Annotated in this window: 22 protein-coding genes and 1 pseudogene; 16 read left to right on the top strand and 7 right to left on the bottom strand. The window is 68.7% G+C overall.

What is annotated here, in order from left to right; all coding sequences use genetic code 11:
• The first annotated feature begins 85 nt into the window (after positions 1–85).
• Positions 86–935, top strand: a pseudogene (locus G6N14_RS09090) (IS481 family transposase).
• Between the two features lie 217 nt (positions 936–1152).
• Here the strand turns inward: G6N14_RS09090 and G6N14_RS09085 are convergent.
• Both G6N14_RS09085 and G6N14_RS09080 read right to left on the bottom strand, forming a co-directional pair.
• Positions 1153–3378, bottom strand: a complete 2226-nt coding sequence (locus tag G6N14_RS09085; RefSeq protein WP_085136860.1) for an arylsulfatase — start codon at positions 3376–3378, stop codon at positions 1153–1155.
• Positions 3375–4313 (bottom strand): bile acid:sodium symporter family protein, encoded by a 939-nt coding sequence (locus G6N14_RS09080; protein WP_085136859.1) that lies wholly within the window; start codon positions 4311–4313, stop codon positions 3375–3377. The genes G6N14_RS09085 and G6N14_RS09080 overlap by 4 nt, the downstream gene beginning before the upstream one ends.
• 670 nt (positions 4314–4983) lie before the next feature.
• Here G6N14_RS09080 and G6N14_RS09075 point away from each other — a divergent pair.
• From G6N14_RS09075 to ruvB, 4 genes are all read left to right on the top strand, one after another.
• Entirely contained in the window at positions 4984–5739 is a 756-nt protein-coding gene (locus tag G6N14_RS09075) for a YebC/PmpR family DNA-binding transcriptional regulator (protein ID WP_163787107.1), read from the top strand.
• A gap of 130 nt (positions 5740–5869) precedes the next feature.
• Positions 5870–6427 carry a crossover junction endodeoxyribonuclease RuvC gene (gene ruvC / locus G6N14_RS09070; protein ID WP_085133808.1) on the top strand — a complete coding sequence of 186 codons (558 nt, stop codon included), beginning with the start codon at positions 5870–5872 and terminating at the stop codon, positions 6425–6427.
• Positions 6424–7014: a Holliday junction branch migration protein RuvA gene (ruvA, locus tag G6N14_RS09065; protein WP_085133807.1), complete on the top strand. Its 591-nt coding sequence runs from the start codon at positions 6424–6426 to the stop codon at positions 7012–7014. The genes ruvC and ruvA overlap by 4 nt, the downstream gene beginning before the upstream one ends.
• The gene (gene ruvB / locus G6N14_RS09060) at positions 7011–8060 is read left to right on the top strand and encodes a Holliday junction branch migration DNA helicase RuvB (RefSeq protein ID WP_085133806.1); all 1050 of its coding nucleotides are present in this window, start codon (positions 7011–7013) and stop codon (positions 8058–8060) included. Before ruvA ends, ruvB begins: the two co-directional genes overlap by 4 nt.
• 9 nt (positions 8061–8069) lie before the next feature.
• Here the strand turns inward: ruvB and gabT are convergent, their stop codons facing one another.
• Complete coding sequence (gene gabT / locus G6N14_RS09055) at positions 8070–9413, bottom strand: 4-aminobutyrate--2-oxoglutarate transaminase (RefSeq protein ID WP_085133805.1); 1344 nt, start codon at positions 9411–9413, stop codon at positions 8070–8072.
• Positions 9414–9448: 35 nt separating this feature from the next.
• Positions 9449–9769, bottom strand: a complete 321-nt coding sequence (locus tag G6N14_RS09050) for a hypothetical protein (RefSeq protein ID WP_085133804.1) — start codon at positions 9767–9769, stop codon at positions 9449–9451.
• A 174-nt stretch (positions 9770–9943) separates the two neighbouring features.
• Here G6N14_RS09050 and yajC point away from each other — a divergent pair, with 174 nt between their 5' ends.
• The 6 genes from yajC (at position 9944) to G6N14_RS09020 (ending at position 18530) form a co-directional block, all read left to right on the top strand.
• Positions 9944–10252, top strand: coding sequence for a preprotein translocase subunit YajC (yajC, locus tag G6N14_RS09045; protein WP_085133803.1), 309 nt, complete (start codon positions 9944–9946; stop codon positions 10250–10252).
• A 232-nt stretch (positions 10253–10484) separates the two neighbouring features.
• A complete protein-coding gene (secD, locus tag G6N14_RS09040; protein WP_085133802.1) occupies positions 10485–12593 on the top strand; it encodes a protein translocase subunit SecD in 2109 nt (702 codons plus the stop codon).
• A gap of 4 nt (positions 12594–12597) precedes the next feature.
• On the top strand, positions 12598–13890 hold the full coding sequence (secF, locus tag G6N14_RS09035; RefSeq protein ID WP_085133801.1) for a protein translocase subunit SecF: 1293 nt from the start codon (positions 12598–12600) through the stop codon (positions 13888–13890).
• 6 nt (positions 13891–13896) lie between these two features.
• Positions 13897–15555, top strand: a complete 1659-nt coding sequence (locus tag G6N14_RS09030; RefSeq protein ID WP_085133800.1) for an ABC transporter substrate-binding protein — start codon at positions 13897–13899, stop codon at positions 15553–15555.
• Positions 15552–16094: an adenine phosphoribosyltransferase gene (locus G6N14_RS09025; protein ID WP_085133799.1), complete on the top strand. Its 543-nt coding sequence runs from the start codon at positions 15552–15554 to the stop codon at positions 16092–16094. Before G6N14_RS09030 ends, G6N14_RS09025 begins: the two co-directional genes overlap by 4 nt.
• Positions 16095–16205: 111 nt before the next feature.
• Positions 16206–18530, top strand: a complete 2325-nt coding sequence (locus tag G6N14_RS09020; protein WP_085133810.1) for a RelA/SpoT family protein — start codon at positions 16206–16208, stop codon at positions 18528–18530.
• A gap of 85 nt (positions 18531–18615) precedes the next feature.
• Here the strand turns inward: G6N14_RS09020 and G6N14_RS09015 are convergent, their stop codons facing one another.
• Positions 18616–19491 carry a peptidylprolyl isomerase gene (locus G6N14_RS09015; protein WP_085133798.1) on the bottom strand — a complete coding sequence of 292 codons (876 nt, stop codon included), beginning with the start codon at positions 19489–19491 and terminating at the stop codon, positions 18616–18618.
• Positions 19492–19600: 109 nt separating this feature from the next.
• On the opposite strand from G6N14_RS09015, the gene G6N14_RS09010 reads away from it, so the two are divergent.
• The 3 genes from G6N14_RS09010 (at position 19601) to G6N14_RS21360 (ending at position 22179) form a co-directional block, all read left to right on the top strand.
• Positions 19601–20278 (top strand): MBL fold metallo-hydrolase, encoded by a 678-nt coding sequence (locus G6N14_RS09010; RefSeq protein ID WP_046320610.1) that lies wholly within the window; start codon positions 19601–19603, stop codon positions 20276–20278.
• Positions 20275–21540, top strand: coding sequence for a histidine--tRNA ligase (hisS, locus tag G6N14_RS09005; protein ID WP_085133797.1), 1266 nt, complete (start codon positions 20275–20277; stop codon positions 21538–21540). The genes G6N14_RS09010 and hisS overlap by 4 nt, the downstream gene beginning before the upstream one ends.
• 309 nt (positions 21541–21849) lie before the next feature.
• Entirely contained in the window at positions 21850–22179 is a 330-nt protein-coding gene (locus G6N14_RS21360) for an Rv2576c family protein (RefSeq protein ID WP_085133809.1), read from the top strand.
• A gap of 12 nt (positions 22180–22191) precedes the next feature.
• Here the strand turns inward: G6N14_RS21360 and G6N14_RS08995 are convergent, their stop codons facing one another.
• Together G6N14_RS08995 and ypfJ are read right to left on the bottom strand one after the other, a co-directional pair.
• Positions 22192–22545, bottom strand: coding sequence for a gamma-glutamylcyclotransferase family protein (locus G6N14_RS08995; RefSeq protein WP_085133796.1), 354 nt, complete (start codon positions 22543–22545; stop codon positions 22192–22194).
• A gap of 57 nt (positions 22546–22602) precedes the next feature.
• Positions 22603–23478, bottom strand: coding sequence for a KPN_02809 family neutral zinc metallopeptidase (gene ypfJ / locus G6N14_RS08990; RefSeq protein ID WP_085133795.1), 876 nt, complete (start codon positions 23476–23478; stop codon positions 22603–22605).
• Between the two features lie 490 nt (positions 23479–23968).
• Here ypfJ and G6N14_RS08985 point away from each other — a divergent pair, with 490 nt between their 5' ends.
• Both G6N14_RS08985 and G6N14_RS08980 read left to right on the top strand, forming a co-directional pair.
• Positions 23969–24268 (top strand): PE family protein, encoded by a 300-nt coding sequence (locus tag G6N14_RS08985; protein ID WP_085133794.1) that lies wholly within the window; start codon positions 23969–23971, stop codon positions 24266–24268.
• Between the two features lie 14 nt (positions 24269–24282).
• Positions 24283–25476: a PPE family protein gene (locus tag G6N14_RS08980; protein WP_085133793.1), complete on the top strand. Its 1194-nt coding sequence runs from the start codon at positions 24283–24285 to the stop codon at positions 25474–25476.
• Positions 25477–25538: the final 62 nt, after the last annotated feature.

Here is a 25538-nt window from a genome sequence, read left to right as displayed (position 1 = left end):
GACGGCGTGGTGAGGTGACAAGACGAAGACCTCCGAGTGGAGTGCGAGCTGTCTAAGGAACGCACTGCTCACTTCGGAGGTCTTCGTGGTTCACCGTAATGCCCCTTTGTCGGAAACCGGTCGTCTACGGCTGGCTCGTTGCATCGTCGATGACGGTTGGACGTTGCGCCGGGCGCGGTCGCGATGGCCGATCGCAGCTCACGGCCTCATCGCAATCCGAATCGCACGCCCACGCGTACCGAGCGGCGCATCATCGGAGTTCGGGTCACCCGGCGGTGGGGGCCGGCGCGCATCGGCTACCTGCTCGGGGTGCACCCCTCGACGGTGCATCGGGCGCTGACCCGCTACGGCATCGCCAAGCTGCGCTGGCTTGACCGCGCCACCGGACGCGTCGTGCGGCGGATGGAGTCGGCGCGCTGTGGCGATCTGGTCCACGTCGATGTCAAGAAGCTGGGCAAGATCCCCGCCGGCGGCGGCTGGCGCATGCTGGGCCGTACGGTGGGCAATCGCAACGCCCAGGCCGACAAGTCCCGCGGCTGGCCTACTCCGAACTGCTGGCCGACGAGCGCAAGGAGACCGCCGCCGGGTTCTGGGAGCGAGCAAATACCTGGTTCGCCGAACGCGGTATCACAGTCCGGACGGTGTTGACCGACAACGGATCCTGCTACCGATCACATGCCTTCCGCGATGCGCTCGGCCACATCGAACACCGCCGCACACGACCGTATCGACCGCAGACCAACGGCAAAGTGGAGAGATTCCACCGAACCCTGGCAGACGAATGGGCCTACGCGCGCCTCTACACCAGTGACACGGAACGTTGCCAGGGGTACCCCCGCTGGCTACACACCTACAATCACCACCGCGGCCACACAGCACTCGGCGGTCAACCACCAGCCAGCCGTGTACCTAACCTCTCTGGTCAGTACAGCTAGCGCAGCGAAGCGACGGAAGCGGTTGACCCCCTTTAGGAGCCCAGTCCCGCTAGATCTGCATCGCAGCGGCTACGCGGGCAGTTGCCGTTGACAGCAACCGGACGATCGGCACATCGAGCAACGAACCGACGACGGCCGTCAACGGACAACGGAGCTTTACCGTGGGTCACGGACGGACCCTTCAGGAAGCGTCTACAAACGGCATGAACCGCAGCACCTAGTCGGACTGCAGTGCGATGCGCAGCGCCTCGATCTGGTCGAGTTCGGCTTGGCCGGCCTGTACGTGGACGGCATGCAACGTCCCGTTCCAGGCAAACGGTGGCTGGTAATCGTCGGCCACCGGCAGGCCGCGGTCGTAGCCGAGGGTCAGGTGCGTGCCGCCGTGCTGCCAGATGAACGGCAGCCCATGGTCTGCCTGGGCGGTCGCGACGACGGTGCCGTCGACCACCGCGTCCACAGCGGCTCCGCCGTCCACCAGGCGCAGTACGCAACCGACAAGGTGGCGTCCCGTCGGCAGTTGCTGCTCTGACCGCAGCTGCAGAAGTCCACTGGGCAGTGCGACGGCGACACGGAGCGTTCCGTCGATGACGTAGGCGGCCAGGCCGCCGTTGCGATCGCCGATGGCGAACAGGACCCCGCTGGGCGTGTCCTGCGGCACGTCCACATCGGCGAGGAGGTGTCCGCCGCCTGCCACCATCGGCAGTGCCTCGTCGAGAACAGGGCCGGCCTGCGGATACAACGTGGCTTTGAGTCCTATCGGGTACTGCGGCTGTGCCGCGGCCGAAAGCCGCCCGATCAGGGAGTCCAGCAGCGGAAGCACATTGTTGGCCGCCGCCTCATCCGACCATTGCTGCTTGAGCTGCTCGAGGACGTCGGGATGCTGGTCGGCCAGATCGTGGAACTCCGAGAAGTCCTCGTCGAGGCGGAACAGCGACCACTGGTCGGTGTCGAAGTCGCGGCTGCCGGGAAGCAGTTCGTCTTCATCCATGACGCCGAACGACACGTGGTCGGTGGTGGCTTTCCAGCCGTCGGCGAAGATCGCCCGCGACCCCATCATCTCGAAGTACTGCACCGAACGCGGGTTGGGTGCAGCAGGATCGGTGAACGAAGGCAGGAGACTGGCGCCCTGAATGGGCTGTTGGGGGATGCCGTCCACGGAGTCCGGGGCGGTGAGGCCGCAGGCGTCCAGCACGGTCGGCAGGACGTCGATCGCGTGGGCGAACTGCCCACGCACGCCGCCGCCCTCACTGATGCCCCGGGGCCAGTGGGCGATGAACGGCACGCGCGTACCACCGAGCCAGGTGTAGCGCTTCCACAGCCGAAACGGCGTATTGCCGGCCCAGGCCCATCCCCATGCGTAGTGCGGGTAGTTGCGGTGCCCGCCCCAGTCGTCGAGTTGCGCGAGGTTCTCGGCGAGGTCGTCACGGATCCGGTGGGTGAACCGGTGCTCGTTGACCGTTCCGGAGACGCCGCCCTCGGCACTGGCGCCGTTGTCGGACAGCAACAGGATCAGGGTGTTGTCGAGCACCCCGATTCGTTCGAGGACATCGACCACACGGCCGATCTGCGCGTCGGTGTGGCTGAGGAAGCCGGCGTAGACCTCGTGCATGCGGGCATAGAGCCGGCGCTCGTCGGCGCTGAGGGTGTCCCAGGCGGGAACCCAGGACGGCCGCGGCGTCAACGTCGTGGTGGCCGGGATGACTCCGGACGCCACTTGCCGGGCGAACAGCTGGTCGCGCCAGCGATCCCATCCCTGGTCGAACCTGCCGGCGTAGGCGTCTGCCCAGGAGCGCTCCACGTGATGCGGCGAGTGCATGGCACCCGGGGTGAAGTAGAGGAAGAAGGGTTTGCCGGGGGCGCTGGCCTGTTGACCGAGGATCATGCGGATCGCTTCGTCGGCAAGGTCTTCGGTCAGGTGATAGCCCTCATCGGGCCGGGCCGGCGGCTCGACGAACGAATTGTCGCGGACCAGTACGGGTGCCCATTGATTGGCGTCGCCCCGCAGAAAACCGTAGTAGCGGTCGAAACCCAATCCCAGCGGCCATTGGTCGAAAGGCCCTGCCGGGCCACGTTCACCGCGTGGCACCAGATGCCACTTGCCGGTAGCCAGGGTGCTCCATCCCGCGTCACGCAGGATCCGCGGCAGGGTGGCCGCCGAGCGGGGAATGTGCGCGGTGTAGCCCGGATGCGTGGTGGGCAGGTCTGCGAGGAACCCCATCCCGACCGCGTGGTGGTTGCGGCCGGTCAACAGCGCGGCACGAGTCGGCGAACACAGGGCCGTTACGTGAAACCGGTTGTAGCGCAGGCCGCCGGCGGCCAGACGATCGATCGTCGGTGTCGAGATATCCGATCCGTAGCAGCCGAATTGGGCAAAGCCGAGGTCGTCGAGCAGGATCACCACGACGTTGGGTGCGTCCTGCGGCGGGCGCTGTAGCTGGCTCATGGGGTGTCGCCTTTCGTGACGAGGTGCTGATAGTCAGTTGCCGCGCTGTCGGTGGAGTCGGTCGGGGATCGGCGGTCTTGCCGGTATGCCGGATCGACTCGGCGCACCGTGGCTACCAGCAACAAAGCGATAACCGGAGCGATGACCCCGTACAGCGCCGGGACAGTGCCGATTTCGGCGCTGTCGAGCAGTTGCGGGCTCAGCGCGATAGCCGTGGCGACCATCGCGTTGTGCATGCCGATTTCGAGGCTGATGGCGATGGCCTGGCGCGGGGCGAGTTTCATCCAGCGCGGCACGAGATAGCCGACGGTCAGGCTGACGGTGCAGAACGTCACCACCGCTCCGCTGAGTGCGCCGAGGTTGTTCGACACCGTCGTTCGTCCGCCGACGATCGCCGCCACGGAGACGGCCACCAGAAGCGCCCCGGCGGAGACCCGGACTGGCCGCTTGAGCCGGCGGGCCAGACCGGGGAAGCGTTCCCGGATCGCGACCCCGATCGCGGTGGGGATGAGCACCAGTCCGACGACCGCGACGAACTTGTCCAACTGAAGCGGGATGCTGCGTCCCTCGCCGGTGAACCACGTGATCGAGAACGCGAGAATTGCCGGCAGCGACGCGATGGACAGCACGGCGTTGATCGCGGTGAGGGTGAGATTGAGGGCCAGATCGCCATTCACCAAGTGACTGAACACGTTCGCCAGCAGACCGCCGGGGACTGCGGATATCAGCATCAGGCCAATGGAAAGCTTCGCCGGCAGGCTGAACGCCTCGGCGATCAGCAGGCACAGCGCCGGCAGCGCCAGCGCCTGGCAGAGCAGGGCCACCACCAGTGGGCGTTTGAGCGCGGCTGCGCGCCGGAAGTCCGCGACGGTCAGGGTCATTCCCAGAGCGAGCATGGCCGTCACGACGACCAAGGGAAAGAACCGGTTGTCCATCGGCGCTCCACGGTGTTGGTGCACGGACGCCGTGACGGTCAAGCGGTCCCCGGCGCCGGCGCAAAGATGCAGTGGCCATTCAGCTTGCCTCAACCGGCCGGTCTTCGACCCTGGGCGTGCGGCGGCTCCGAAGGTGAAAGCGACTGGCCCAGCAAACCGATTCGGGCCCCGCCGTCGCCGTTGGTGGTTCGGGTTGGCTGACCGGCGGCGCCGGTACGCCGGTGGTCTCAGGGGGTCGGGACGTGGCCTCGGAGATGCCGAGCAGGGCAGCGCGGTCGTCGGCATACAGATCGATCGGCAGAGCGAAAGCCCTGTGCTGCAACGGAAATAAGGCAGCGCGGGCCATTATGGCCAGTGGATCGGTGCTGCCCGGCGGGCACCGCGCCGCGCCGCGGCCTCGCGCCGCATCGGGTTACCGGCCCGAGCGCGGATGCCGACCATCGTGGGCGTCTGCGCCTCGGCCCTGCGGTGCTGTGCACCGGCTGGCTACAGCGGACCGCAGGGCGGCGCAGGCTGAAATCTTTTTGAGTCGAATCGCGACGCCGGGCATGACCCAACGTCCGGGAAGCGGGGGATCGGGCCGCACGCCCACGTTGTCCGCAGGCGGTAACGAAGGGCGCGCGTAGACTCGTCGCGCCGATTTTTTTTGCGACAGTGAGGTAGGTGATCGATGAGCGGCCATTCCAAGTGGGCTACCACGAAGCACAAGAAGGCGGTCATCGACGCGCGTCGTGGGAAGAATTTTGCGCGGTTGATTAAGAATATCGAGGTTGCGGCGCGGGTTGGTGGTGGTGATCCGTCGGGTAATCCGACGTTGTTCGATGCCATTCAGAAGGCGAAGAAGAACTCGGTGCCCAATGACAATATTGAGCGGGCGCGTAAGCGTGGTGCTGGTGAGGAAGCCGGTGGGGCGGATTATCAGACGATCACCTATGAGGGGTATGGGCCGAATGGGGTGGCGGTGTTGATCGAGTGTTTGACCGACAACCGTAATCGTGCTGCCAGTGAGGTGCGGGTGGCGATGACGCGCAATGGTGGGGCGATGGCCGATCCGGGGTCGGTGGCGTATCTGTTCAGTCGTAAGGGCACGGTGACCTTGGATAAGAACGGGTTGTCCGAGGATGACGTGTTGGCGGCGGTGTTGGATGCCGGTGCTGAGGATGTCAATGATCTGGGGGAGAGCTTCGAGGTGGTGTCGGAGCCGGGGGATTTGGTGGCGGTGCGTTCGGCGCTGGTGGAGGCGGGGATCGATTATGAGTCGGCGGAGGCCAGTTTTGTGCCGTCGGTGAGTGTGGCGGTCGATGTCGAGGCGGCTCGTAAGGTGTTCAAGCTGGTCGAGGCGCTTGAGGACAGTGACGACGTGCAGAACGTGTGGACCAATGTCGATGTGTCCGATGAGGTGCTGGCCGCCCTCGAAGCCGAATAAACCCGCAGCAGGCCGCACCGCCCACGAGTGACCTCGGCCGGGGGTGCCGGGCCGCCGCGTGTCGCATCCGTCCTGTGTGCCGATCCCCACTAAGCTGTCGAACAATTGTTCGGAGCGGGAGAGGACTCGGATGCGGGTGATGGGTGTCGACCCCGGGCTCACACGGTGTGGGCTGTCGGTGGTCGAGGGCGGGACGGGCCGTCAGGTCATCGCCTTGGATGTCGACGTGGTGCGCACCCCGGCCGATCAGGCGCTGCCGCAGCGGCTGCTGACCATCAGTGACACCGCTGAACACTGGCTCGACACCCACCGGCCGGATGTCCTCGCGGTCGAGCGGGTGTTCGCCCAGCAGAACGTCTCCACCGTGATGGGCACCGCGCAGGCCGGCGGGGTGATCGCGCTACAGGCCGCGCGCCGCGGCATCCCCGTGCACTTTCACACCCCCAGCGAGGTCAAGGCGGCGGTGACCGGCAACGGCTCGGCCGACAAAGCGCAGGTCACTGCAATGATCACCCGGATTCTCGGCCTGCAGCAGAAGCCGACCCCCGCCGATGCCGCCGACGCGCTGGCGCTGGCGATCTGCCACTGCTGGCGGGCCCCGATGATCGCCCGGATGGCTGCGGCCGAGGCGCTGGCCGCCGAACAGCGCCGCAAGTACACCGCCAAGCTCAAGGCGGCCCGCGCATGATCGCGTCGGTGCGCGGCGAGGTCATCGACATCGCGCTCGATCATGCGGTGATCGAGGCCGCCGGGGTGGGTTACAAGCTGATGGCAACCCCGGCGACCTTGTCGATGCTGCGCCGCGGCGGTGAATCCCGGCTGATCACCGCGATGATCGTTCGGGAAGATTCCATGACGCTCTACGGTTTCCCCGACGCCGAGGCCCGCGATCTGTTTCTCACGCTGATCGGGGTCTCCGGTATCGGACCCAAGATCGCCTTGGCGACCCTGGCGGTCTACGACGCGGCCGCCCTGCGCCGGGCGCTCGCGGACGGGGACGTCGCTGCGCTGACCCGGGTGCCCGGCATCGGTAAGCGCGGAGCGGAGCGCCTGGTGCTGGAACTGCGCGACAAGATCGGCCCGGTGGCCGCCTCTGGCAGCGCCGTCGTCAGCGGTCACGCGGTGCGCGCACCGGTGATCGAAGCCCTCATCGGGCTCGGCTTCGCCGCAAAGCAGGCCGAGGAGACCACCGACAAGGTCCTGGCCGACAATCCCGACGCGAGCACCTCTGAGGTGTTGCGGACCGCGCTGAGCCGGCTGGGGAAGACCAAGTGAGCCAGTCCGGCGATGAAGACCGCGAGGTGTCCCCGGCGCTGACCGTCGGCGAGGGCGACATCGACGCCGGTCTGCGCCCACGCAGCCTGGCCGAGTTCATCGGCCAGCCCCGCGTCCGCGAGCAGTTGCAGCTGGTGCTCGAGGGCGCCAAAAACCGTGGCGGCACACCGGACCACATCCTGCTGTCCGGACCGCCCGGCCTGGGCAAGACGTCGCTGGCCATGATCATCGCCAGCGAGCTGGGCAGTTCGTTGCGGCTGACCTCGGGGCCGGCACTGGAACGTGCCGGAGACCTGGCCGCGATGCTGTCGAACCTGGTCGAGCACGACGTGCTGTTCATCGACGAGATCCACCGCATCGCGCGGCCCGCCGAGGAGATGCTCTACCTGGCGATGGAGGATTTCCGCGTCGACGTCGTGGTCGGGAAAGGCCCTGGCGCCACCTCGATTCCCCTGGAAGTGGCGCCGTTCACCCTGGTCGGTGCCACCACCCGTTCCGGCGCGCTCACCGGCCCGTTGCGCGACCGGTTCGGTTTCACCGCGCACATGGATTTCTACGAACCGGCCGAGCTGCAGCGGGTGCTGGCGCGCTCGGCGAAGATCCTCGGGATCGAGCTGGGCCCTGAGGCGGCCGCGGAGGTGGCGCGCCGGTCGCGGGGGACGCCGCGCATCGCCAACCGACTGCTGCGACGGGTGCGTGACTATGCCGAGGTGCGGGCCGACGGTGTGATCACCCGCGACGTGGCCAAAGCTGCCCTGGCGGTCTACGACGTCGACGAGCTGGGCCTGGACCGGCTGGACCGCGCCGTGCTGTCGGCGCTGACCAAAAGCTTCGGCGGAGGTCCGGTCGGGGTCTCCACGCTGGCCGTTGCGGTGGGCGAGGAAGCCACCACCGTCGAAGAGGTCTGTGAGCCCTTCCTGGTGCGCGCCGGGATGGTGGCACGCACCCCCCGGGGCCGCGTGGCGACACCGGCGGCCTGGACACATCTGGGCATGGTGCCGCCGGCCGGTGCCGGCGGCCTCGGGCAGCAGGGCTTGTTCGAGTAGGGCAGCCGGTCAGAGCCGGCCGAGTTCGCCGGCCAGGACGTCCAGGCCCTCGGACAGCAGTTCGTCGCTGATGGTCAGCGGCGGCAGCAGCCGCACCACGTTGCCGGACGTGCCGCACGTCAGCACGATCACCCCGGCGCGATGACACGCCGCGGCCAGTGCCTTGGTCAGCTCGGCATCCGGTTCGCTCGTGCCGGGCCGCACCAGCTCGATCGCGATCATGGCGCCGCGCCCACGGACGTCGCCGATCCGATCGTCGTCGGCCTGCAAGCGCTTCAGCCGCTGGAACATCAGTCGTTCCAGCTGCCCGGCGCGTCCGACCAGGTCGTCATCCTCGACGGCAGCCAGCGCCCCCAGCGCTGCGGCGCAGGCGACCGGGTTGCCGCCGAACGTGCCGCCCAGCCCGCTGACGTGCGGAGCGTCCATGATGTCGGCTCGCCCGGTGACCGCGCCCAACGGCATCCCCCCGCCGATGCCCTTGGCGGTGCAGATCAGATCGGGTGCCATCCCCTCGTGCTCACAGGCGAACATCGCCCCGGTGCGGGCGAAGCCGGTCTGCACCTCGTCGGCGATGAACACCACACCGTTGTCGCGGCACCACGCCAGCAGCGCGGGCAGAAATCCGGGTGCCGGGACGATGAACCCGCCCTCACCCTGGATGGGTTCGATCACGACCGCGGCCAGGTTGTCGGCGCCGATCTGGTTCTCCAGGACGCCGATGGTGCGTTCGGCGGCCCGTCGGCCGTCGCGGGCCAGCTCTGCGTCGATCAGGCTGTCCCGGTAGGGATAGGACCCCGGTGCGCGATAGACGTCGGGCGCGAACGGGCCGAACCCGCTTTTGTACGGCATCGCCTTGGCGGTGAGCGCCATCGTCAGGTTGGTGCGGCCGTGATAACCGTGCTCAAACGCCGCCACCGCCGGTCTGCGGGTGTAGGACCGGGCGATCTTGACGGCGTTCTCCACAGCTTCGGCACCGGAGTTGAGCAGCACCGACCGCTTCTCGAACTGACCGGGGGTCAACCGGTTCAGGGCTTCCGCGACGGCCACATACCCCTCATAGGGCGCCACCATGAAGCAGGTGTGGGTGAACTCGGCGACCTGACGCCGCACCGCGTCCACTACGCGGGGGGCGGCGTTGCCCACTGTGGTCACCGCGATACCCGAGCCCAGATCGATCAGGCGGTTGCCGTCGACATCCTCCACCACCCCGCCGCCGGCCCGGGCCACGTAAACCGGCAGGGTGCTGCTCACCCCGCGGGCCACGGCCGCCGCGCGGCGACGCGCCAGCTGCACCGAGCCGGGACCGGGGATCTCGGTGGCCAGGTGGCGGCTCTGCAGCGGCGGCACGGTCATGGTGGAGGGCCTTTCTCGGCGATCCTGACCGCGGCTCAGAGCTGGCCGAGTGGCCGGCAGGCGTCGCCGAAGGGGTTCCACCATTGGCCGGGCGGGCAGTCCAGCGGTGTCGGCCCTTGCCCCACCGGCATGCAGGTGTTGGTGCTCGGCTCCCAGTACTGGCCGCCCGGGCAGCCCAGCGGTGTCGGCCCCTGGCCCAGGGGCATGCAGGTGTTGGTGCTCGGCTCCCAGTACTGGCCGGCCGGGCAGTTCAGCGGCTCCGCAGAGCCCACGGCGGGCATGGCAAGTGCGCCCAGCGCCAGGGGAGCCGCTGCCATGGCGACGGCGGTCGCCAGCCCACACGCGAAGTTCCTCATCGGCCAACCTTCCCTCGACTGCCCCCGTTCACCGACAGCCTAAGCGGTGGGCGATGGTGCCGACGCGCGGTCGCCGGACACAGTGGCACACTGGTGGCATCGTATGGGCCCGCCACACCTCGGGTGGCCGGTGCCGAAGACTCATTCGAACAAGTCGAAAGATCGGTTGTCGTTATGGAAAACATGGTTGCCTTCCTGCCGCTGCTCCTTGTCATGGGCGCGTTCATGTTCTTTGCCTCGCGGCGGCAGAAGCGCGCTATGCAGGCCACCATCGACCTGCACGAGTCGCTGCAGGTCGGTGACCGGGTGCACACGACATCGGGTCTGCAGGCCACCATCACCGGCATCACCGAGGACTATGTCGACCTGGAGATCGCGCCGGGTGTGGTGACCACCTGGATGAAGCTGGCCGTGCGGGACAAGATCGAGCCGGAGGAGCTCACCGCAGACGCGCCGGTCGAGCAGGCCGTCGAAGGCGCCTGACGCGGCACCGGCCGCGGACCGGGGCCCAGGCATTCCCGGCGGGCCGGCGCCGTCCGGACTGCCGGACACGCACCCGACGCGCGGAACGCCCGCCCAACGATTGCGTCGGCCAGCCGGGCACGTACCCTTTTGCGGGTGCAGTGGTACTGATCGCTGCGGGCCGCCCGGGTATGGGCCGGCCCCGAGGATCACCAGCGCGCAGTGCGCAAAGAGCGAAGGAGACTGAAACAACGTGGCATCGCCTTCGGCTCCGGTGCACCCTGCCCGCAACCTGGCGGTGTTCCTGGCAATGCTCATCGGCGTCTACCTGCTGGTTTTCCTGACCGGAAACAAGCTCGCCGAGCCCAAGCTGGGTATCGACCTGCAGGGCGGCACCCGGGTGACGCTGACCGCACGTACCCCGGACGGCTCCGCGCCGACCCGGGAAGCGCTCAACCAGGCGCAACAGATCATCAGTGCCCGGGTCAACGGGCTGGGGGTCTCGGGTTCCGAGGTCATCATCGACGGCAGCAACCTGGTCATCACGGTGCCGGGCAGCGACGGCAACGAGGCCCGCACCCTGGGCCAGACGGCCAGGCTCTACATCCGTCCGGTGATCAACGGGGTTTCGGTACAGGAGGCGGCCCAGGCCGCAGGCCGGATGCCCGGTCTCGGCGGCGGCGTGCCCGGCCTTCCCGGCCTGCCTCCCGGTGCCGGCGGTGGCATCCCCGGCCTTCCCGGCCTGCCTCCCGGTGCCGGCGGCGGCGCCGGGCAGCTTCCCGGCCTGCCAGGGCTGCCTTCCGGCCAGCCCGGCTCGCCGGCCACGGGTGGCCAGACCCTGCCCGGCGGCCCAGGCGCGGGCGGGCAAGGCCTGTTCGGTGGTGCGGGCGGGCAAGGCCTGTTCGGTGGGGGCGGCGCTGCCGTTCCGCAGCAGCCTTCCGCCCCGGCCGCCCAGCCGCGGCCCTTCCCGCAGGAGCCGACGCCCACCCCGGGTGGTACCGGCTCCGACGAACCCACTCCCGGCACCTCGGCGACCGCCCCGGAACCGGGCGTACCGGGATCGTTGCCCAACGCTCCGGCCCCCGGCGCACCGAGTCCTGCCTTCCCCGGCCTGCCCGGTCTTCCCGGTCTTCCCGGCCTGCCTGGGCTGCCCGGGCTGCCCGGTCAGGGCGACGAGGCGCAGGGTCTGGCGGCTCGGATCGCCGCCGAGAAGCGGCTGCGGCAAAGCGACAACAAGGTAGTGCAGGCGCTGGCCCTGCAGATCCAGGCGGGACGCTGCGACAAAGAGGACATCCTCGCGGGCAACGACGACCCGGACCTGCCGCTGGTCACCTGCTCGCAGGACCAGCAGACCGCCTACCTGCTCGCGCCGTCGATCATCAGTGGCGACCAGATCGCCGACGCCAGTTCGGGTATGGACCAGCGCAGCGGCTCCAACATCGTGCAGCTGCAGTTCAAGAGCGGCGCTGCCGACGTGTGGGCCGACTACACCGCCACCCACATCGGCACCCAGACCGCGTTCACGCTGGACTCCCAGGTGGTCAGCGCACCGCAGATCCAGGAAGCCATACCCGGCGGCCGGACCCAGATCACCGGCGGCTCGCCGGGCTTCACGCCGGACGGCGCGCGTCAGCTGGCCAACGTGTTGAAGTACGGATCGCTGCCGCTGTCGTTCGAATCCTCGGAAGCCGAAACCGTCTCGGCCACGCTGGGCATGACCTCGCTGCGGGCGGGTCTGATCGCCGGTGCGATCGGTCTGGTGCTCGTGCTGGTCTACTCGTTGCTCTATTACCGAGTGCTCGGCGTGCTGACCGCGCTGTCGCTGGTGGTGGCCGGAGCCATGGTGTACGCGATCCTGGTGCTACTGGGCCGCTATATCAACTACACGCTTGACCTGGCCGGTATCGCCGGTCTGATCATCGGTATCGGCACCACCGCGGACTCGTTCGTGGTGTTCTTCGAACGCATCAAGGACGAGATCCGTGAGGGCCGCTCGTTCCGGTCGGCCGTACCACGCGGGTGGACGCGAGCCCGCAAGACCATCGTGTCCGGCAACGCGGTCACCTTCCTGGCCGCGGCGGTGCTCTATTTCCTGGCGGTGGGCCAGGTGAAGGGCTTCGCCTTCACGCTGGGGCTGACCACGATCCTCGACCTGGTGGTGGTGTTCCTGGTGACCTGGCCACTGGTCTACCTGGCTTCCAAGTCGCCGACGCTGGCCAAACCGTCCTACAACGGTCTCGGGGCGGTCCAGCAGGTGGCACGTGAGCGGCGGGCGGTGGCGAAATCGGGAGGCGGAACGAGCGGCAAGTCCGGAGCCAAAGCGCGCACGCGGGTAACCGCCCAGTCGACGGGACAGGGATAGCCAGATGGCCAAACCGAGCACCAAGAGCGCCGCGAAGCCCGCAAAGAAGGACGCGGCCGCGGCCCAGCCCGCCAAGAAGCGCACCGCGGTAGCGCCCAAGGCGCCCGAGCACAGCTTCCTGTCCCGGCTCTACACCGGTACCGGCGCGTTCGAGGTCATCGGCCGCCGCAAGATGTGGTACGCGATCAGCGGCGCCATGGTGGCCATCGCCATCGTCAGCATCCTCGTCCGCGGCTTCACCTTCGGTATCGACTTCGCCGGCGGCACGAAGGTCTCGTTCCCCCGCGGCGACACCTCGGTCACGCAGGTCGAAGAGGTGTTCCGCAAGAGTGTCGGCACCAGCCCCGAATCGGTGGTCGTGGTGGGCAACGGCAACTCCGCGACGGTGCAGATCCGCGCTGAGACGCTCACCAACGCACAGACCGAGAAGCTGCGCGACGACCTGTTCGAGGCCTTCCAGCCGAATGGCCCCGACGGGCAGCCCAGCAAGCAGGCCATCAGCGACTCGGCGGTCTCGGAGACCTGGGGCGGGCAGATCACCCAGAAGGCGGTGATCGCGCTGGTGGTGTTCCTGCTGCTGGCGTCGTTGTACATCACCGTGCGCTACGAGTGGTTCATGACGCTGTCGGCGATGGTGTCGATGGTCTTCGACATCCTGGTGACCGCCGGCGTGTACTCCCTGGTCGGGTTCGAGGTCACGCCGGCCACCGTCATCGGCTTGTTGACCATCCTCGGGTTCTCCATCTACGACACCGTCATCGTGTTCGACAAAGTCGAGGAGAACACCAGCGGGTTCGAGCACAAAACCCGGCGCACCTACGCCGAGGAAGCCAACCTGGCCGTCAACCAGACCTTCATGCGGTCGATCAACACCAGCCTGATCTCGGCACTGCCGATCATGTCGCTGATGGTGGTCGCGGTGTGGCTGCTGGGGGTGGGAACCCTGCAAGACCTCGCCCTGGTGCAGCTCGTCGGCGTGGTCGTGGGTACCTATTCGTCGATCTACCTGGCCACACCGCTGCTGGTGACCCTGCGGGAGCGCACCGAGCTGGTGCAGAACCACAACCGCCGGGTGATGCGGCGGCGCAACGCCGCGGCCGGGTCCAAAGCCGGGCCGGCGGCTGCCGACGGTGCGGAGGATTCCGACAGCGACAACGGCGCCGAGCCCGCCGGAGACGATGGTGAGCAGGTCGTGGTGTCAACGGCTCCGGGAGCCCCGACCCCCGGGGCAAAGCCGGCCCGGCCTACCAGCCGGCGCAGCCAGCGTCCGACCGGCAAGCCAGGCGCCGGCCGGTAACCGGCGATGGCGGTCCGCTGTCGGCGCGCTGCGGCGTGGGTGGTGGCGATCGCCACCGGCCTCGGCGTCGCGTCGGTGCCGTCGTGCACCAGTGCCACCGTCGACCAGATCGACTACGCCGTTGACGGCGGACTGAGCACCTACAACAGCACCACCGTGGCCGGCGCCGCGTCGGCGGGGCCGCAGGCCTTCTCCCGCACGCTGATCGGCTTCGGCTATCACGGCCCGGACGGTCAGATCGTCACCGACCACGACTTCGGCAGCATCTCGGTGGTGGGTCGCGCCCCGCTGGTGCTGGACTACCAGATCTCCGACGCGGCGGTGTACTCCGACGGCGAGCCCATCACCTGCGACGACCTGGTGCTCGCGTGGGCCGCCCAGTCCGGCCGGTTCGCCGGATTCGACGCCGCCAGCCGCGCCGGTTACCTCGACATCGAGAACATCGAATGCCAGCCGGGCACCAAGAAGGCCCGGGTGTCGTTCTTCCCGGATCGCAACATCGTCGACTATGAGGAACTGTTCACCGCGACCTCGATGATGCCGTCGCACATCATCAGCGACAAGCTCGGTGTTAACACCACCGATGCCGTGCTGGGCAGGCTCGGCCCCGCCGAGGACGTGATCGCCCGGATCGCCGAGGCCTGGAACACCACCTGGCAGCTCGACCACAACGCCGACCTGCGGAAATTTCCGTCGTCGGGGCCCTACAGAATCGACTCGGTGCTGGACGGCGGCGCGGTGGTGCTGGTGGCCAATGACCTGTGGTGGGGCGCCAAGCCGGTCACCAAGCGGGTCACGGTCTGGCCGCAGACCGCCGACATCGCCGAGCGGGTCAACAAGCGCGTCATCGAGGTCGTCGACATGGCGACCGGCTCCGCCGGGTCGTTGATCCCCCCGGATGACTACGACAGCACTGACAGCCCGTCCGGCGGCATCCAACAGCTCATCTTCGCGCCCACGGGCCCGCTCTCGGAGACACCGGCACGCCGGGCGGTGGCCTTGTGCACCCCGCGCGACGTCATCGCCGGCGACGCGGGTCTTCCGGTGGTGAACTCCCGGCTCAACACCGCCATCGACGACGCCTTCGACCAGGCCGAGAACGTGCCCGAGGCCCAGCAGTTCGCCCGCGCGGACCCCGACGCGGCCCGTGATGCGCTGGACGGCAGGCCGCTGGCGGTGCGCATCGGCTACCGCGGTCCCAACACCCGCCTGGCGGCGGTGGTCGGTGCGATCACCGCCTCGTGCGCGCCGGCCGGCGTCAGCGTCACCGAAGTGGCCGCCGACAGCATCGGCCCGCAGGCGCTGCGCGACGGGCGCATCGACGTGTTGCTCGCCAGTACCGGGGGCTCCACCGGCAGCGGCTCGAGCGGATCCTCGGCCGTGGACGCCTACGAGCTGTTCAGCGGCAACGGCAACAACCTGTCCGGCTACCACAACGATCAGATCGACGGCATCATCTCGGCCCTGGCCGTCACAGCCGACCCCACCGAGATGGTCCGGCTCCTGGGCGAGAGCGCCCCCGTGCTGTGGGCGGACATGCCCACGCTGCCCCTCTACCGCCAGCAGCGCACCCTGTTGTCGTCGAAGAAGACCTACGGTGTGGCGGCCAACCCCACCCGGTGGGGCGCGGGCTGGAATATGGACCGCTGGGAGCTCAAACAGTGAGCAACGCGGAGTCGGCGGCGGGCGCCGGCGAGATCATCGCGGCGCTGATCCGCGAGGTGCCGGATTTCCCCACGCCGGGAGTCGCCTTCAAGGACCTCACCCCGGTGTTCGCCGACGCGGCGGGCCTGGCGGTGGTCACCGATGCCCTGGCGCGGGCCGCCGCCGGAGCAGACCTGGTGGCCGGCATCGACGCCCGCGGTTTCCTGCTGGCCGGGGCGGTCGCCGACCGGCTCGGGGTGGGGGCCCTGGCTGTGCGCAAGGGCGGCAAGTTGCCGCCGCCGGTGCTCTCGGAGCGGTACCAGCTCGAGTACGGCACCGCGGTGTTGGAGATCCCCGCGGACGGAGTCGACCTGGCCGGCCGGCGTGTGGTGATCCTCGACGACGTTCTGGCCACCGGCGGTACCCTGGCCGCAACGCGGCGGTTGCTGACCCGGGCAGGAGCCGAGGTGGTCGCGGCGGCGGTGGTGCTGGAGCTGGCCGGGCTGGGCGGGCGAGCCGCCGTGGCTCCGCTGCGGCTCGAACGACTGCACCTGATTTAGCCGATATTCTCGTGGTCGGAGGTGAGCACAGTGGGCCCTGAACAAGGCTTGGAGCAGGGCTTGGGTCAGGGCTCCGACCGCGATCGGTCCAGCGCTGACACAAGCCAGCCGATTGCGGTCTCGGAGGCGGTTGCCCAGGATTCGCCCACCGAGCGCACCGACCTGCTCAAGGTCCCCACCAGCGCCTCCCGGCGGGTGCGGGCCCGGATCGCCCGTCGCATCACGGCGCAGCGGGGGGCGCTGAGCCCGGTGCTGGAGCCGCTGGTGGCGGTGCACCGGCAGTACTATCCGAAGGCCAATCTGGCTCTGCTCCAGCGTGCCTATGAGGTCGCCGAGCAACGCCACGCCACCCAGCTACGCCATTCGGGGGATCCCTACATCACCCACCCGGTGGCTGTGGCGACCATTCTGGCCGAGCTGGGCATGGACACCATCACCCTGGTGGCCGCGTTGCTGCACGACACCGTCGAGGACACCGGTTACACCCTGGCGGCGCTGGGGGGCGAGTTCGGTGACGAGGTCGCCCACCTGGTCGACGGGGTGACCAAGCTGGACAAGGTGGTGCTGGGCACCGCCGCGGAGGCCGAGACCATCCGCAAGATGGTGATCGCGATGGCGCGGGATCCCCGCGTGCTGGTGATCAAGGTCGCCGACCGGCTGCACAACATGCGCACCATCCGCTTCCTGGCGCCCGAGAAGCAGGCCCGCAAGGCGCGCGAGACACTGGAAGTCATTGCGCCCCTTGCGCATCGGCTGGGTATGGCCACCGTCAAGTGGGAGCTTGAAGACCTGTCCTTCGCGATCCTGCACCCGAAGCGTTACGAGGAGATCGTGCGCCTGGTCGCCGATCGGGCGCCGTCGCGGGACACCTACCTGGCCAAAGTCCGCGCTGAGATCGTCAACACTCTGGCGAAGTCGAAGATCACCGCCACCGTCGAGGGCCGGCCCAAGCACTACTGGTCGATCTATCAGAAGATGATCGTGCGGGGCCGCGACTTCGATGACATCTACGACCTTGTCGGCCTGCGGATTCTGTGCGACGAGATCCGGGACTGCTACGCCGCGGTCGGTGTCGTGCACTCGCTGTGGCAGCCGATGGCCGGCCGGTTCAAGGACTACATCGCCCAACCGCGCTACGGGGTCTACCAGTCGCTGCACACCACCGTGATCGGCCCGGAGGGCAAGCCGCTGGAGATCCAGATCCGCACCCGGGAGATGCACCGCACCGCCGAGTACGGCATCGCGGCGCACTGGCGCTACAAAGAAGCCAAGGGCCGCAACGGTGTTCCGCATCTGAATAGCGTTGCCGAGATCGACGATATGGCCTGGATGCGTCAGCTGCTGGACTGGCAGCGGGAGGCGGCCGACCCGGGCGAGTTCCTCGAGTCGCTGCGTTACGACCTTGCGGTCAAAGAGATTTTCGTGTTCACCCCCAAGGGCGACGTGATCACCCTGCCCACCGGCTCCACGCCCGTGGACTTCGCCTACGCCGTGCACACCGAGGTCGGTCACCGCTGTATCGGCGCTCGGGTCAACGGCCGGTTGGTGGCCTTGGAACGCAAGCTGGATAACGGGGAAGTGGTCGAGGTCTTCACCTCGAAGGCGCAGAACGCCGGGCCGTCGCGGGACTGGCAGCAGTTCGTGGTGTCCCCGCGTGCCAAGGCCAAGATCCGCCAGTGGTTCGCCAAGGAGCGCCGCGAGGAGGCGCTGGAGTCCGGCAAGGACGCGATGGCGCGCGAGGTGCGCCGGGCGGGCCTGCCGCTGCAGCGCCTGGTCAACGGCGAGTCGATGGCGGCGGTGGCCCGCGAACTGCACTACAGCGACGTGTCGGCGCTGTACACCGCAGTGGGCGAGAACCACATCTCGGCGCAACACGTGGTGCAGCGACTGGTGGCGCAACTGGGCGGGGTGGACCAGGCCGAAGAGGATCTGGCCGAGCGTTCCACCCCGCTGACCCTCCCGCGCCGCGAGCGGCACTCCGACGACGTCGGCGTGGCGGTTCCCGGCGCCACCGGCGTCCTGACCAAGCTGGCCAAGTGCTGCACCCCGGTGCCCGGTGACGAGATCATGGGTTTCGTCACGCGAGGCGGCGGGGTGTCGGTACACCGCACCGACTGCACCAACGCCGGCGCGCTGCGTCAGCAGGACGAGCGGATCATCGAGGTCAAGTGGGCGCCGTCGCCTTCCTCGGTGTTTCTGGTCGCGATCCAGGTCGAGGCTCTCGACCGGCATCGGCTGCTCTCGGACATCACCAAGGTGCTCGCCGACGAGAAGGTCAATATCTTGTCCGCTTCGGTCACCACCTCCCGCGACCGGGTCGCGATCAGCCGGTTCACCTTCGAGATGGGCGACCCCAAACACCTCGGGCACCTGCTCAACGTGGTCCGCAACGTCGAGGGTGTGTACGACGTCTACCGGGTGACCTCAGCGGCATAGCCGCGCCAGGCCAACCGCCCCGGCGGGCAACCGGGGCCGCAGATTCCGGGGAATACGCGGCCCTGGTCGCGAGCCGTCGCCGCCGTCAGTCGGCCTGCACCGACTTGACGGTCACCTTGGTTGCGGGCGGACCGTCCTCGCCGCCGCCCTGCACCCCGGCCGCGGCGATCTTGTCCAGGGTGGCCAGCCCGTCGTCCTGGATCCGGCCGAACACCGTGTACTGCGGCGGCAGCAGCGAATCCTTGTACACCAGGAAGAACTGGCTGCCGTTTGTGCCCGGGCCGGCATTGGCCATCGCCACGGTGCCGCGGGGGTAGGTGACCGCGCGCTGGGCCGCGGGATCTCCCGGGGCGTACTGGTCGGTGGGGTATTCGTTGTCGAACTCATACCCCGGGCCGCCGGTGCCGTCGCCGGCGGGATCCCCGCACTGCAGCACGCTCAACGTCGGCGACGTGGTGAGCCGGTGGCACTGGGTGTCTTTGAAGAAGTCCTTGGCGGCAAGGCTGATGAAGCTGTTGACCGTGCACGGGGACTGGGCGTTGTCGAGCATCAGGCCGATGGGCCCCTGGTCGGTCATCATCGACACGCTCACCTCGGCCGGCTCGGTCGGCACCTTGCCGGACCGGGGCGGATCGACGGGTTTGGTGGCCGGCCGGCCCTTCGGGTACTGGCAGTCGGCGCCCAGCTGGGGCGACGCGGTGAATTTCGGCAGCTTCCCGGCGGCGGCGGCCGGGGAGTCGGCCTGCGACGTCTCCGATCCCGACGAGCCGCCGGCGTTGACATTGCCCGGGTCGTCGTCGCGCAGCACGACGAACACCACCCCGGCGATCAGCAGTACGGCCGCCACGGCGCCGAGGATTATCAGCAGCCGGCGCTGCTTGCGGGCTGCCTCGGCGCGCTGCTCAAGTTGTCGGTCCAGACTGCGCTTGGCGGCGGCACGTCGTTCGGAGTTCGTGGGCACCGGCAGTAACCTCCTGGCTTGCTGGTTGAGTCGGCCCTCAAGTGTGCCAGAGCGCGTCTAGGCTGCCCGCGTCACCGCCGGACCGGCGCGCAATGGGAAACTGGTCGGCGTGTTGGTCACCGGATTCCCCGCGGGGATGCTGGCGTGCAACTGCTACGTGGTGGCGCCGCGGCAGGGTGCGGACGCCGTCGTCGTCGACCCCGGACAACGCGCGATGGCCAGGCTGCGGCGCGTTCTCGACGAGAATCGGCTGACGCCGGCGGCGGTGTTGCTCACCCACGGTCACATCGACCACATCTGGTCGGCGCAGAAGGTTTCCGACACCTATGGTTGCCCCACCTACATCCACCCCGAGGACCGCTACATGCTCACCGACCCCGTGCGCTCGTTCGGAACGGTTCCCGGGCAGGCGTTGTTCGGTGTGCTGAGCAAGGTGATGTTCACCGAGCCCCGGCAGCTGATCGAACTGGATCGCGACGGCGCGGTGCTGGGCCTGGGCGACACCGCCGTGACCGTGGACCATACGCCCGGCCACACCCGCGGTTCGGTGATCTTCCGGGTCGAAGGCGACGCCGCCGAGGTGGTGTTCAGCGGTGACACACTGTTTCAGAATTCGGTGGGACGCACCGATTTGCCCGGTGGCAGCGGGCGCGATCTGCTGACCTCGATCGTCGGGAAGTTGCTGTGTCTCGACGACGCGACCGTGGTGTTACCCGGTCACGGACCCCAGACCACCATCGGTGCCGAGCGCCGTAACAACCCGTTCCTGGAAGGGCTGAGCGCGTGAGCACGTTTGCCGCACCCAAAGGGGTGCCCGATTACGTTCCGCCGGCCTCCGCCGGTTTCGTCGCGGTTCGCGACGGCCTGTTGGCGGTCGCTCGCCGCGCCGGCTACGGCGATATCGAGCTGCCGATCTTCGAGGACACCGCCCTGTTCGCGCGCGGGGTGGGGGAGTCCACCGACGTGGTCTCCAAAGAGATGTACACCTTCGCCGACCGGGGCGAGCGTTCGGTGACCCTGCGGCCCGAGGGCACCGCGGGCGTGATGCGCGCCGTGATCGAGCACGGACTGGACCGGGGCCAATTGCCGGTCAAACTCTGCTATTCCGGTCCGTTCTTCCGGTACGAGCGGCCGCAGGCCGGCCGTTACCGGCAGCTGCAACAGGTCGGGGTCGAGGCTATCGGCGTGGACGATCCCGCGCTGGACGCCGAGGTGATCGCCGTCGCCGACGAGGGGTTCCGTTCCCTGGGCCTGGAGGGCTTCCGGCTGGAGATCACCTCGCTGGGTGACGACACCTGCCGGCCCGCCTACCGGGAGTTGCTGCAGCAGTTCCTGTTCGGCCTGGACCTGGACGAGGAGACGCGCCGCCGCGCCGAGATCAATCCGCTGCGCGTGCTCGACGACAAGCGCCCACATGTGCGGGAGATGACCGCCGACGCCCCGCTCATGCTCGAGCACCTGTCGGAGGCCGCCCGGACGCACTTCGACACCGTGCTGGCGCATCTGGACGCGTTGCAGGTGCCCTACGTCATCAATCCGCGGATGGTGCGCGGTCTGGATTACTACACCAAGACCACCTTCGAATTCGTGCACGACGGATTGGGCGCGCAGTCGGGGATCGGCGGTGGCGGCCGCTACGACGGCCTGATGCGGCAGCTGGGCGGGCAGGACCTGTCCGGTATCGGCTTCGGCCTGGGTGTGGACCGCACCCTGCTCGCGCTGGCCGCCGAGGGTAAAACCGTGGGGCGCTCGACGCGCTGCGACGTGTTCGGCGTGGGGCTTTCCGAGTCTGCCAAGCTGCAGTTGGCGGTGATCGCCGCTCGCCTGCGCGAGGCCGGGCTGCGGGTGGATCTGGCTTACGGGGACCGCGGTCTCAAAGGCGCGATGCGGGCGGCCGACCGTTCCGGGGCCGTGGTGGCCCTCGTCGCCGGCGACCGCGATCTGCAGGCCGGCACCGTCGGCGTCAAACTCCTGACCACCGGCGAGCAGGTCGACGTCGCGATCGAGGACGTGGTGGCCCAGGTCCGGGCCCGCGTGAGCGGCGGCTGACGCGGCCAACGCATCGGTGACTTGCGTTTGCCGGCCCTCGTCGTAGACGGCACTCCGGTACCGTTTCCGGGTATGACGATGATGCAAAAGGCGACATCCGGGCTCGGCGCAGTGCTTTTGGTGACGGCGGGCGGACTGCTCTGCGGCCAGCCGACGGCATTGGCGGAGCCGGAGCCCTCGACAGAATCCTCGGCGGAGTCGGCGGCGCCCAGCCCGACCCCCAGCCCGGCCGCCAGCCCGACCCCCAGCCCGGCCGCCACGCCGACCGAGAATGCGTCCGAGCCCTCAGCCGAAGCCCCGAAGCTCGGCGTGGCGGGCGGGCACGAGGTCACCTACACCATCACCGCCACCAGTGACCTGACCGGCAACATCTCCTACATCAAGACCGATCCGCCGAGCATGGCGGCCTACAACGCCAACTCCGCGGAGTACCTCGAGACCGTCCGCGTGCCGATCGCCGGCGGCGAGCCGGTGGTCTACACCACCACGCTGGCCGATCCCGCCCAGTGGGCGCTGGTCACCGCCAGTGGGGGCCTGCGGATCAACCCGGAGTTTCACTGCGAGATCGCCGTCGACGGCGAGGTGGTGGTGTCGCAGCAGGGGGGCAGCGGCGTTTCCTGCGCCACCCGGCCGTGGTGAGCTAGCTCCGATTCAGTCGGCGAACACATAAACCCAGGCCCGCGCGCCGGAGCGCAGCGGAACCGCGATTCGCCGGTAGACGTCGACTTCGTAGTCGTCGGCGGCGGCCAGCTCCGCGGCGCTGATCGCGAACACGGTGCCGGCCACGTATGCGCCTGGCGCGGGGCGCAGTATCGGGTGGCGGTCGCTGCCGCTGACCGCCACCACGTGGGGATCGGTGATCGTGACGTAGTCGAGCTCGTAGCCGGCGATCGCGTCCGGCCGGCCGTCGAGCTCGCGCCCGAACGTGCTGCGCTGCACCTGCGCAAGCTGCAGCGTGCCGTAGGAGAACAGCAGTTCGGTGTTCACCGCGGATCGGTCAGCCATGACGCCGCCGGGCCGGCGCCGGGGTACGGCGGGAACGCTTCCCGGCTTGCGTCGGGGCTAGCCCAGGTCACGTGCGGCGAAGGTGTCGCACTTGTCGGGGTCGCCGGTCTGGTAGCCGACGGTGAACCAGTGCTGACGCTGCGTCGATGCGCCATGCGTCCAGGACTCCGGGTTGACCCGGCCGGTCGCGGCCTGCTGGATGCGGTCGTCGCCCACCGACGACGCCGCCGACAAGGCGTCGCGGATGTCGGCATCGGTCAGCGGCTCCAAAAACGGCACGCCGGTGCCTTCCTGCTTGGTCACCGACGCATAGTGGGCCCACACGCCGGCATAGCAGTCGGCCTGCAGTTCCGTGCGGACACCGGCACCGGTGGGGCCCTGCGCGCCGTGCTGGGCCCGGCCGAGCACGCCGAGCAGGTTCTGCACGTGGTGTCCGAATTCGTGGGCGACGACGTACTCCTGCGCGAGCGGTCCGCTGCTGGAACCGAATCGGTCCACCAGCACAGTGAAGAAGTCGGTGTCGAAGTAGGCGGTCTGGTCCACCGGGCAGTAGAACGGCCCTACCGCGCTGGTGGCAGCCCCGCAGCCGGTGGACGTCTGTCCACTGAACAGCTGCACCCGCGGCCGGGTGTAGCCCCGCATCAGGTCCGACCAGACCGCGTCCACCGAATTGGCGGTCGCGACCACCCGGCATTGCACATATTTGTTGGCGTCCTGCCCGGTGCGGCACTTGTTGAGATCGAATCCCGGCGCGCTGTATTGCGCGGAATCCACCGGCTGCTGGCTCAGGACTTCGCCGGGATCGGCTCCCAGCAACAGAGCCACCACCAGGACCACCAGTCCGGCCACGCCGCCGCCGATGGCGATGCCGCGGCCGCCGCCGCCCGAGGAGGTGGTGCTCGTATCGATCCGCATACCCTCGTTGAAGGTCATCGCACGCTCCGTGGGGTTGTCCGTGGGGCCGGCGGCGGCCGACCGATGGGGCACCTTAGCTTTGCACACCGGCGCCCGGCCCCAGGGCTGCTTCGGCGGGTTGGATAGGGCCAATCCCACGCTCTGGCTAAGCGAATCCAGCGTTGTCTGACCAGATCCCAAAGCTTTACTGAATGTTTGTCGCGGCGCTGTACCCCATGTTCGCGCCGGTGTTACGGTCTGCATCCGGCCGCAGTGGAACCCCCCCGCGACGGCCCGCCAGCTATCTGCCCAGCTCTTTAGAGAGGTCGTCTGCGCGGTGAACGTCTCAACCCGTCTCCTTGGGCCCGTGCTTTGCCCCGGCGCCGAGTTGCCGTTCGTCACTGCAGCCACAGCTTTATCAGACCGTTATTACAACTGTCCGCTAGAGTGACGTACGTCAAGTATTGACGCTAACTTCGAATATCAAACATCCCCCCAGAGACGCCTTGCACGACCCCCAGGAGGAACAATGTCGTTCGTTACCGCTCAGCCAGAGTTTCTGACGGCGGCCGCCGGAAGCCTTTCCGGAATCGGCGACTCCATGGCCGCAGGGGTCACAGCCGCTGCCGCGCCCACGACAGGGGTGGTCGCGCCGGCCGCCGATGTGGTGTCGGCCATCACCGCTGCCCAGTTCGGGGCGCACGGGGCGCTGTTCCAGGAGGTCAGCGCGCAGGCGACTGCAGTGCACCAGCAGATCGTGGCCACCCTGAGCAGCAACGCCAACGCCTACGCCCTCACCGAGGCCGTCAACGCAGCGGCCGCCGGCTGAAGCGGGGCGCATCGATGAGTTTCAGTATCTTTCCGCCGGAGATCAACTCCGGGTTGATCTATACCGGCCCGGGCTCGGCTCCGCTGCTTCAAGCCGCAGAGGCATGGAGCCAACTGGCTGCCGAGTTGGTCACGACGGCCACGGCGACCCACTCGGTGATCGCCAACCTGGACTCGACGTGGACCGGTATCGGCTCTGCTTCGGCGACCGCCGCGACCGCTCCCTATGTGGTCTGGTTGGAGCAGGCTGCGGCCACCGCCGCGGCCAACGCTGGTCTGGCCACCCAGGCCGCCGGGCTGTTCGAAGCGGCCCGTGCCGCGTCGGTGCCGCCCCCGGCGATCGTGGCGAACCGGGCGATGCTGCTGGCGCTGATCTCGACCAACTTCTTCGGCCAGAACACGCCGGCGATCGCGGCCACGGAGGCCCAGTACGAGGTCATGTGGGCGACCGACGGCGCCGCGATGGACACTTACAGTGCCGCGGCCGAGGCCAACAACAATGCCCTGCAGCAGGTCTCGCCGCCGCCGCAGTCTGCATTGGCGACCACGCCGGGATCGGCTGAGGGTGGTCCGGTTCCCGGGACCGGCGTCCCGGTCACCCCGCCCTCGGGCTATGACCTTGCCACCGTCGGTGGGTTGATCGACGCCGTCGGCCTGCCCTCGGCGATGTTCGGCGACAAGGTTGCGGCCACAACCATCGCCTCGATGATGTCGCCGGTCAACACGATGTCCGGGCCCGCGATGATGCTGGTGCGATTCCTGCCGATGCTGATGCAGTTCGCCAGGATGGGCGGTGCGGCCGGAACCGCGGGCACCTTGGCCGGACAGACGGGCGCCGGCGGCGCCGGCACCCTGATGACCCAGATCGGCGACTTCGTCAACGACAAGCTGCAAGGCGCGGTCGGCGTGCTGGCCGGCCACTTCAGCTCGGCCACCAGCGCCATCTCCGCCAAGCTCGGGCAGGCCGCCTCGATGGGCGCGCTCAAAGTGCCGCAAGCCTGGTCGATGGCGGCCGACGGCATGGTCCGTGCCGCCCCAGTGCTGCCGGCCACCACGGTCAGCGCACCCGTCCAGGCCATGTCGGCGGGTGGAGGGTTGCCCGGCGGCCCGTTCGGCAACGCGCTGATGGGCGCGATGGCCGGACGCGGACTGGGTGCCGTCGCCGCCAAAGCCCCCAAGGTTATGCCCCGTTCGCCGGCCGGCGGGTAGCGGAAGGGGCCACAACACACACCCGTGTCTGCCGGGTCGGCGCCCGGCTACCACAACGAATT

Origin of the sequence: Mycolicibacter hiberniae, assembly GCF_010729485.1 — a bacterium.
GTDB lineage: Bacteria > Actinomycetota > Actinomycetes > Mycobacteriales > Mycobacteriaceae > Mycobacterium > Mycobacterium hiberniae.
Note: the sequence above shows the minus strand (reverse complement) of the source record. Positions and strands in the feature narration are given on the sequence as shown.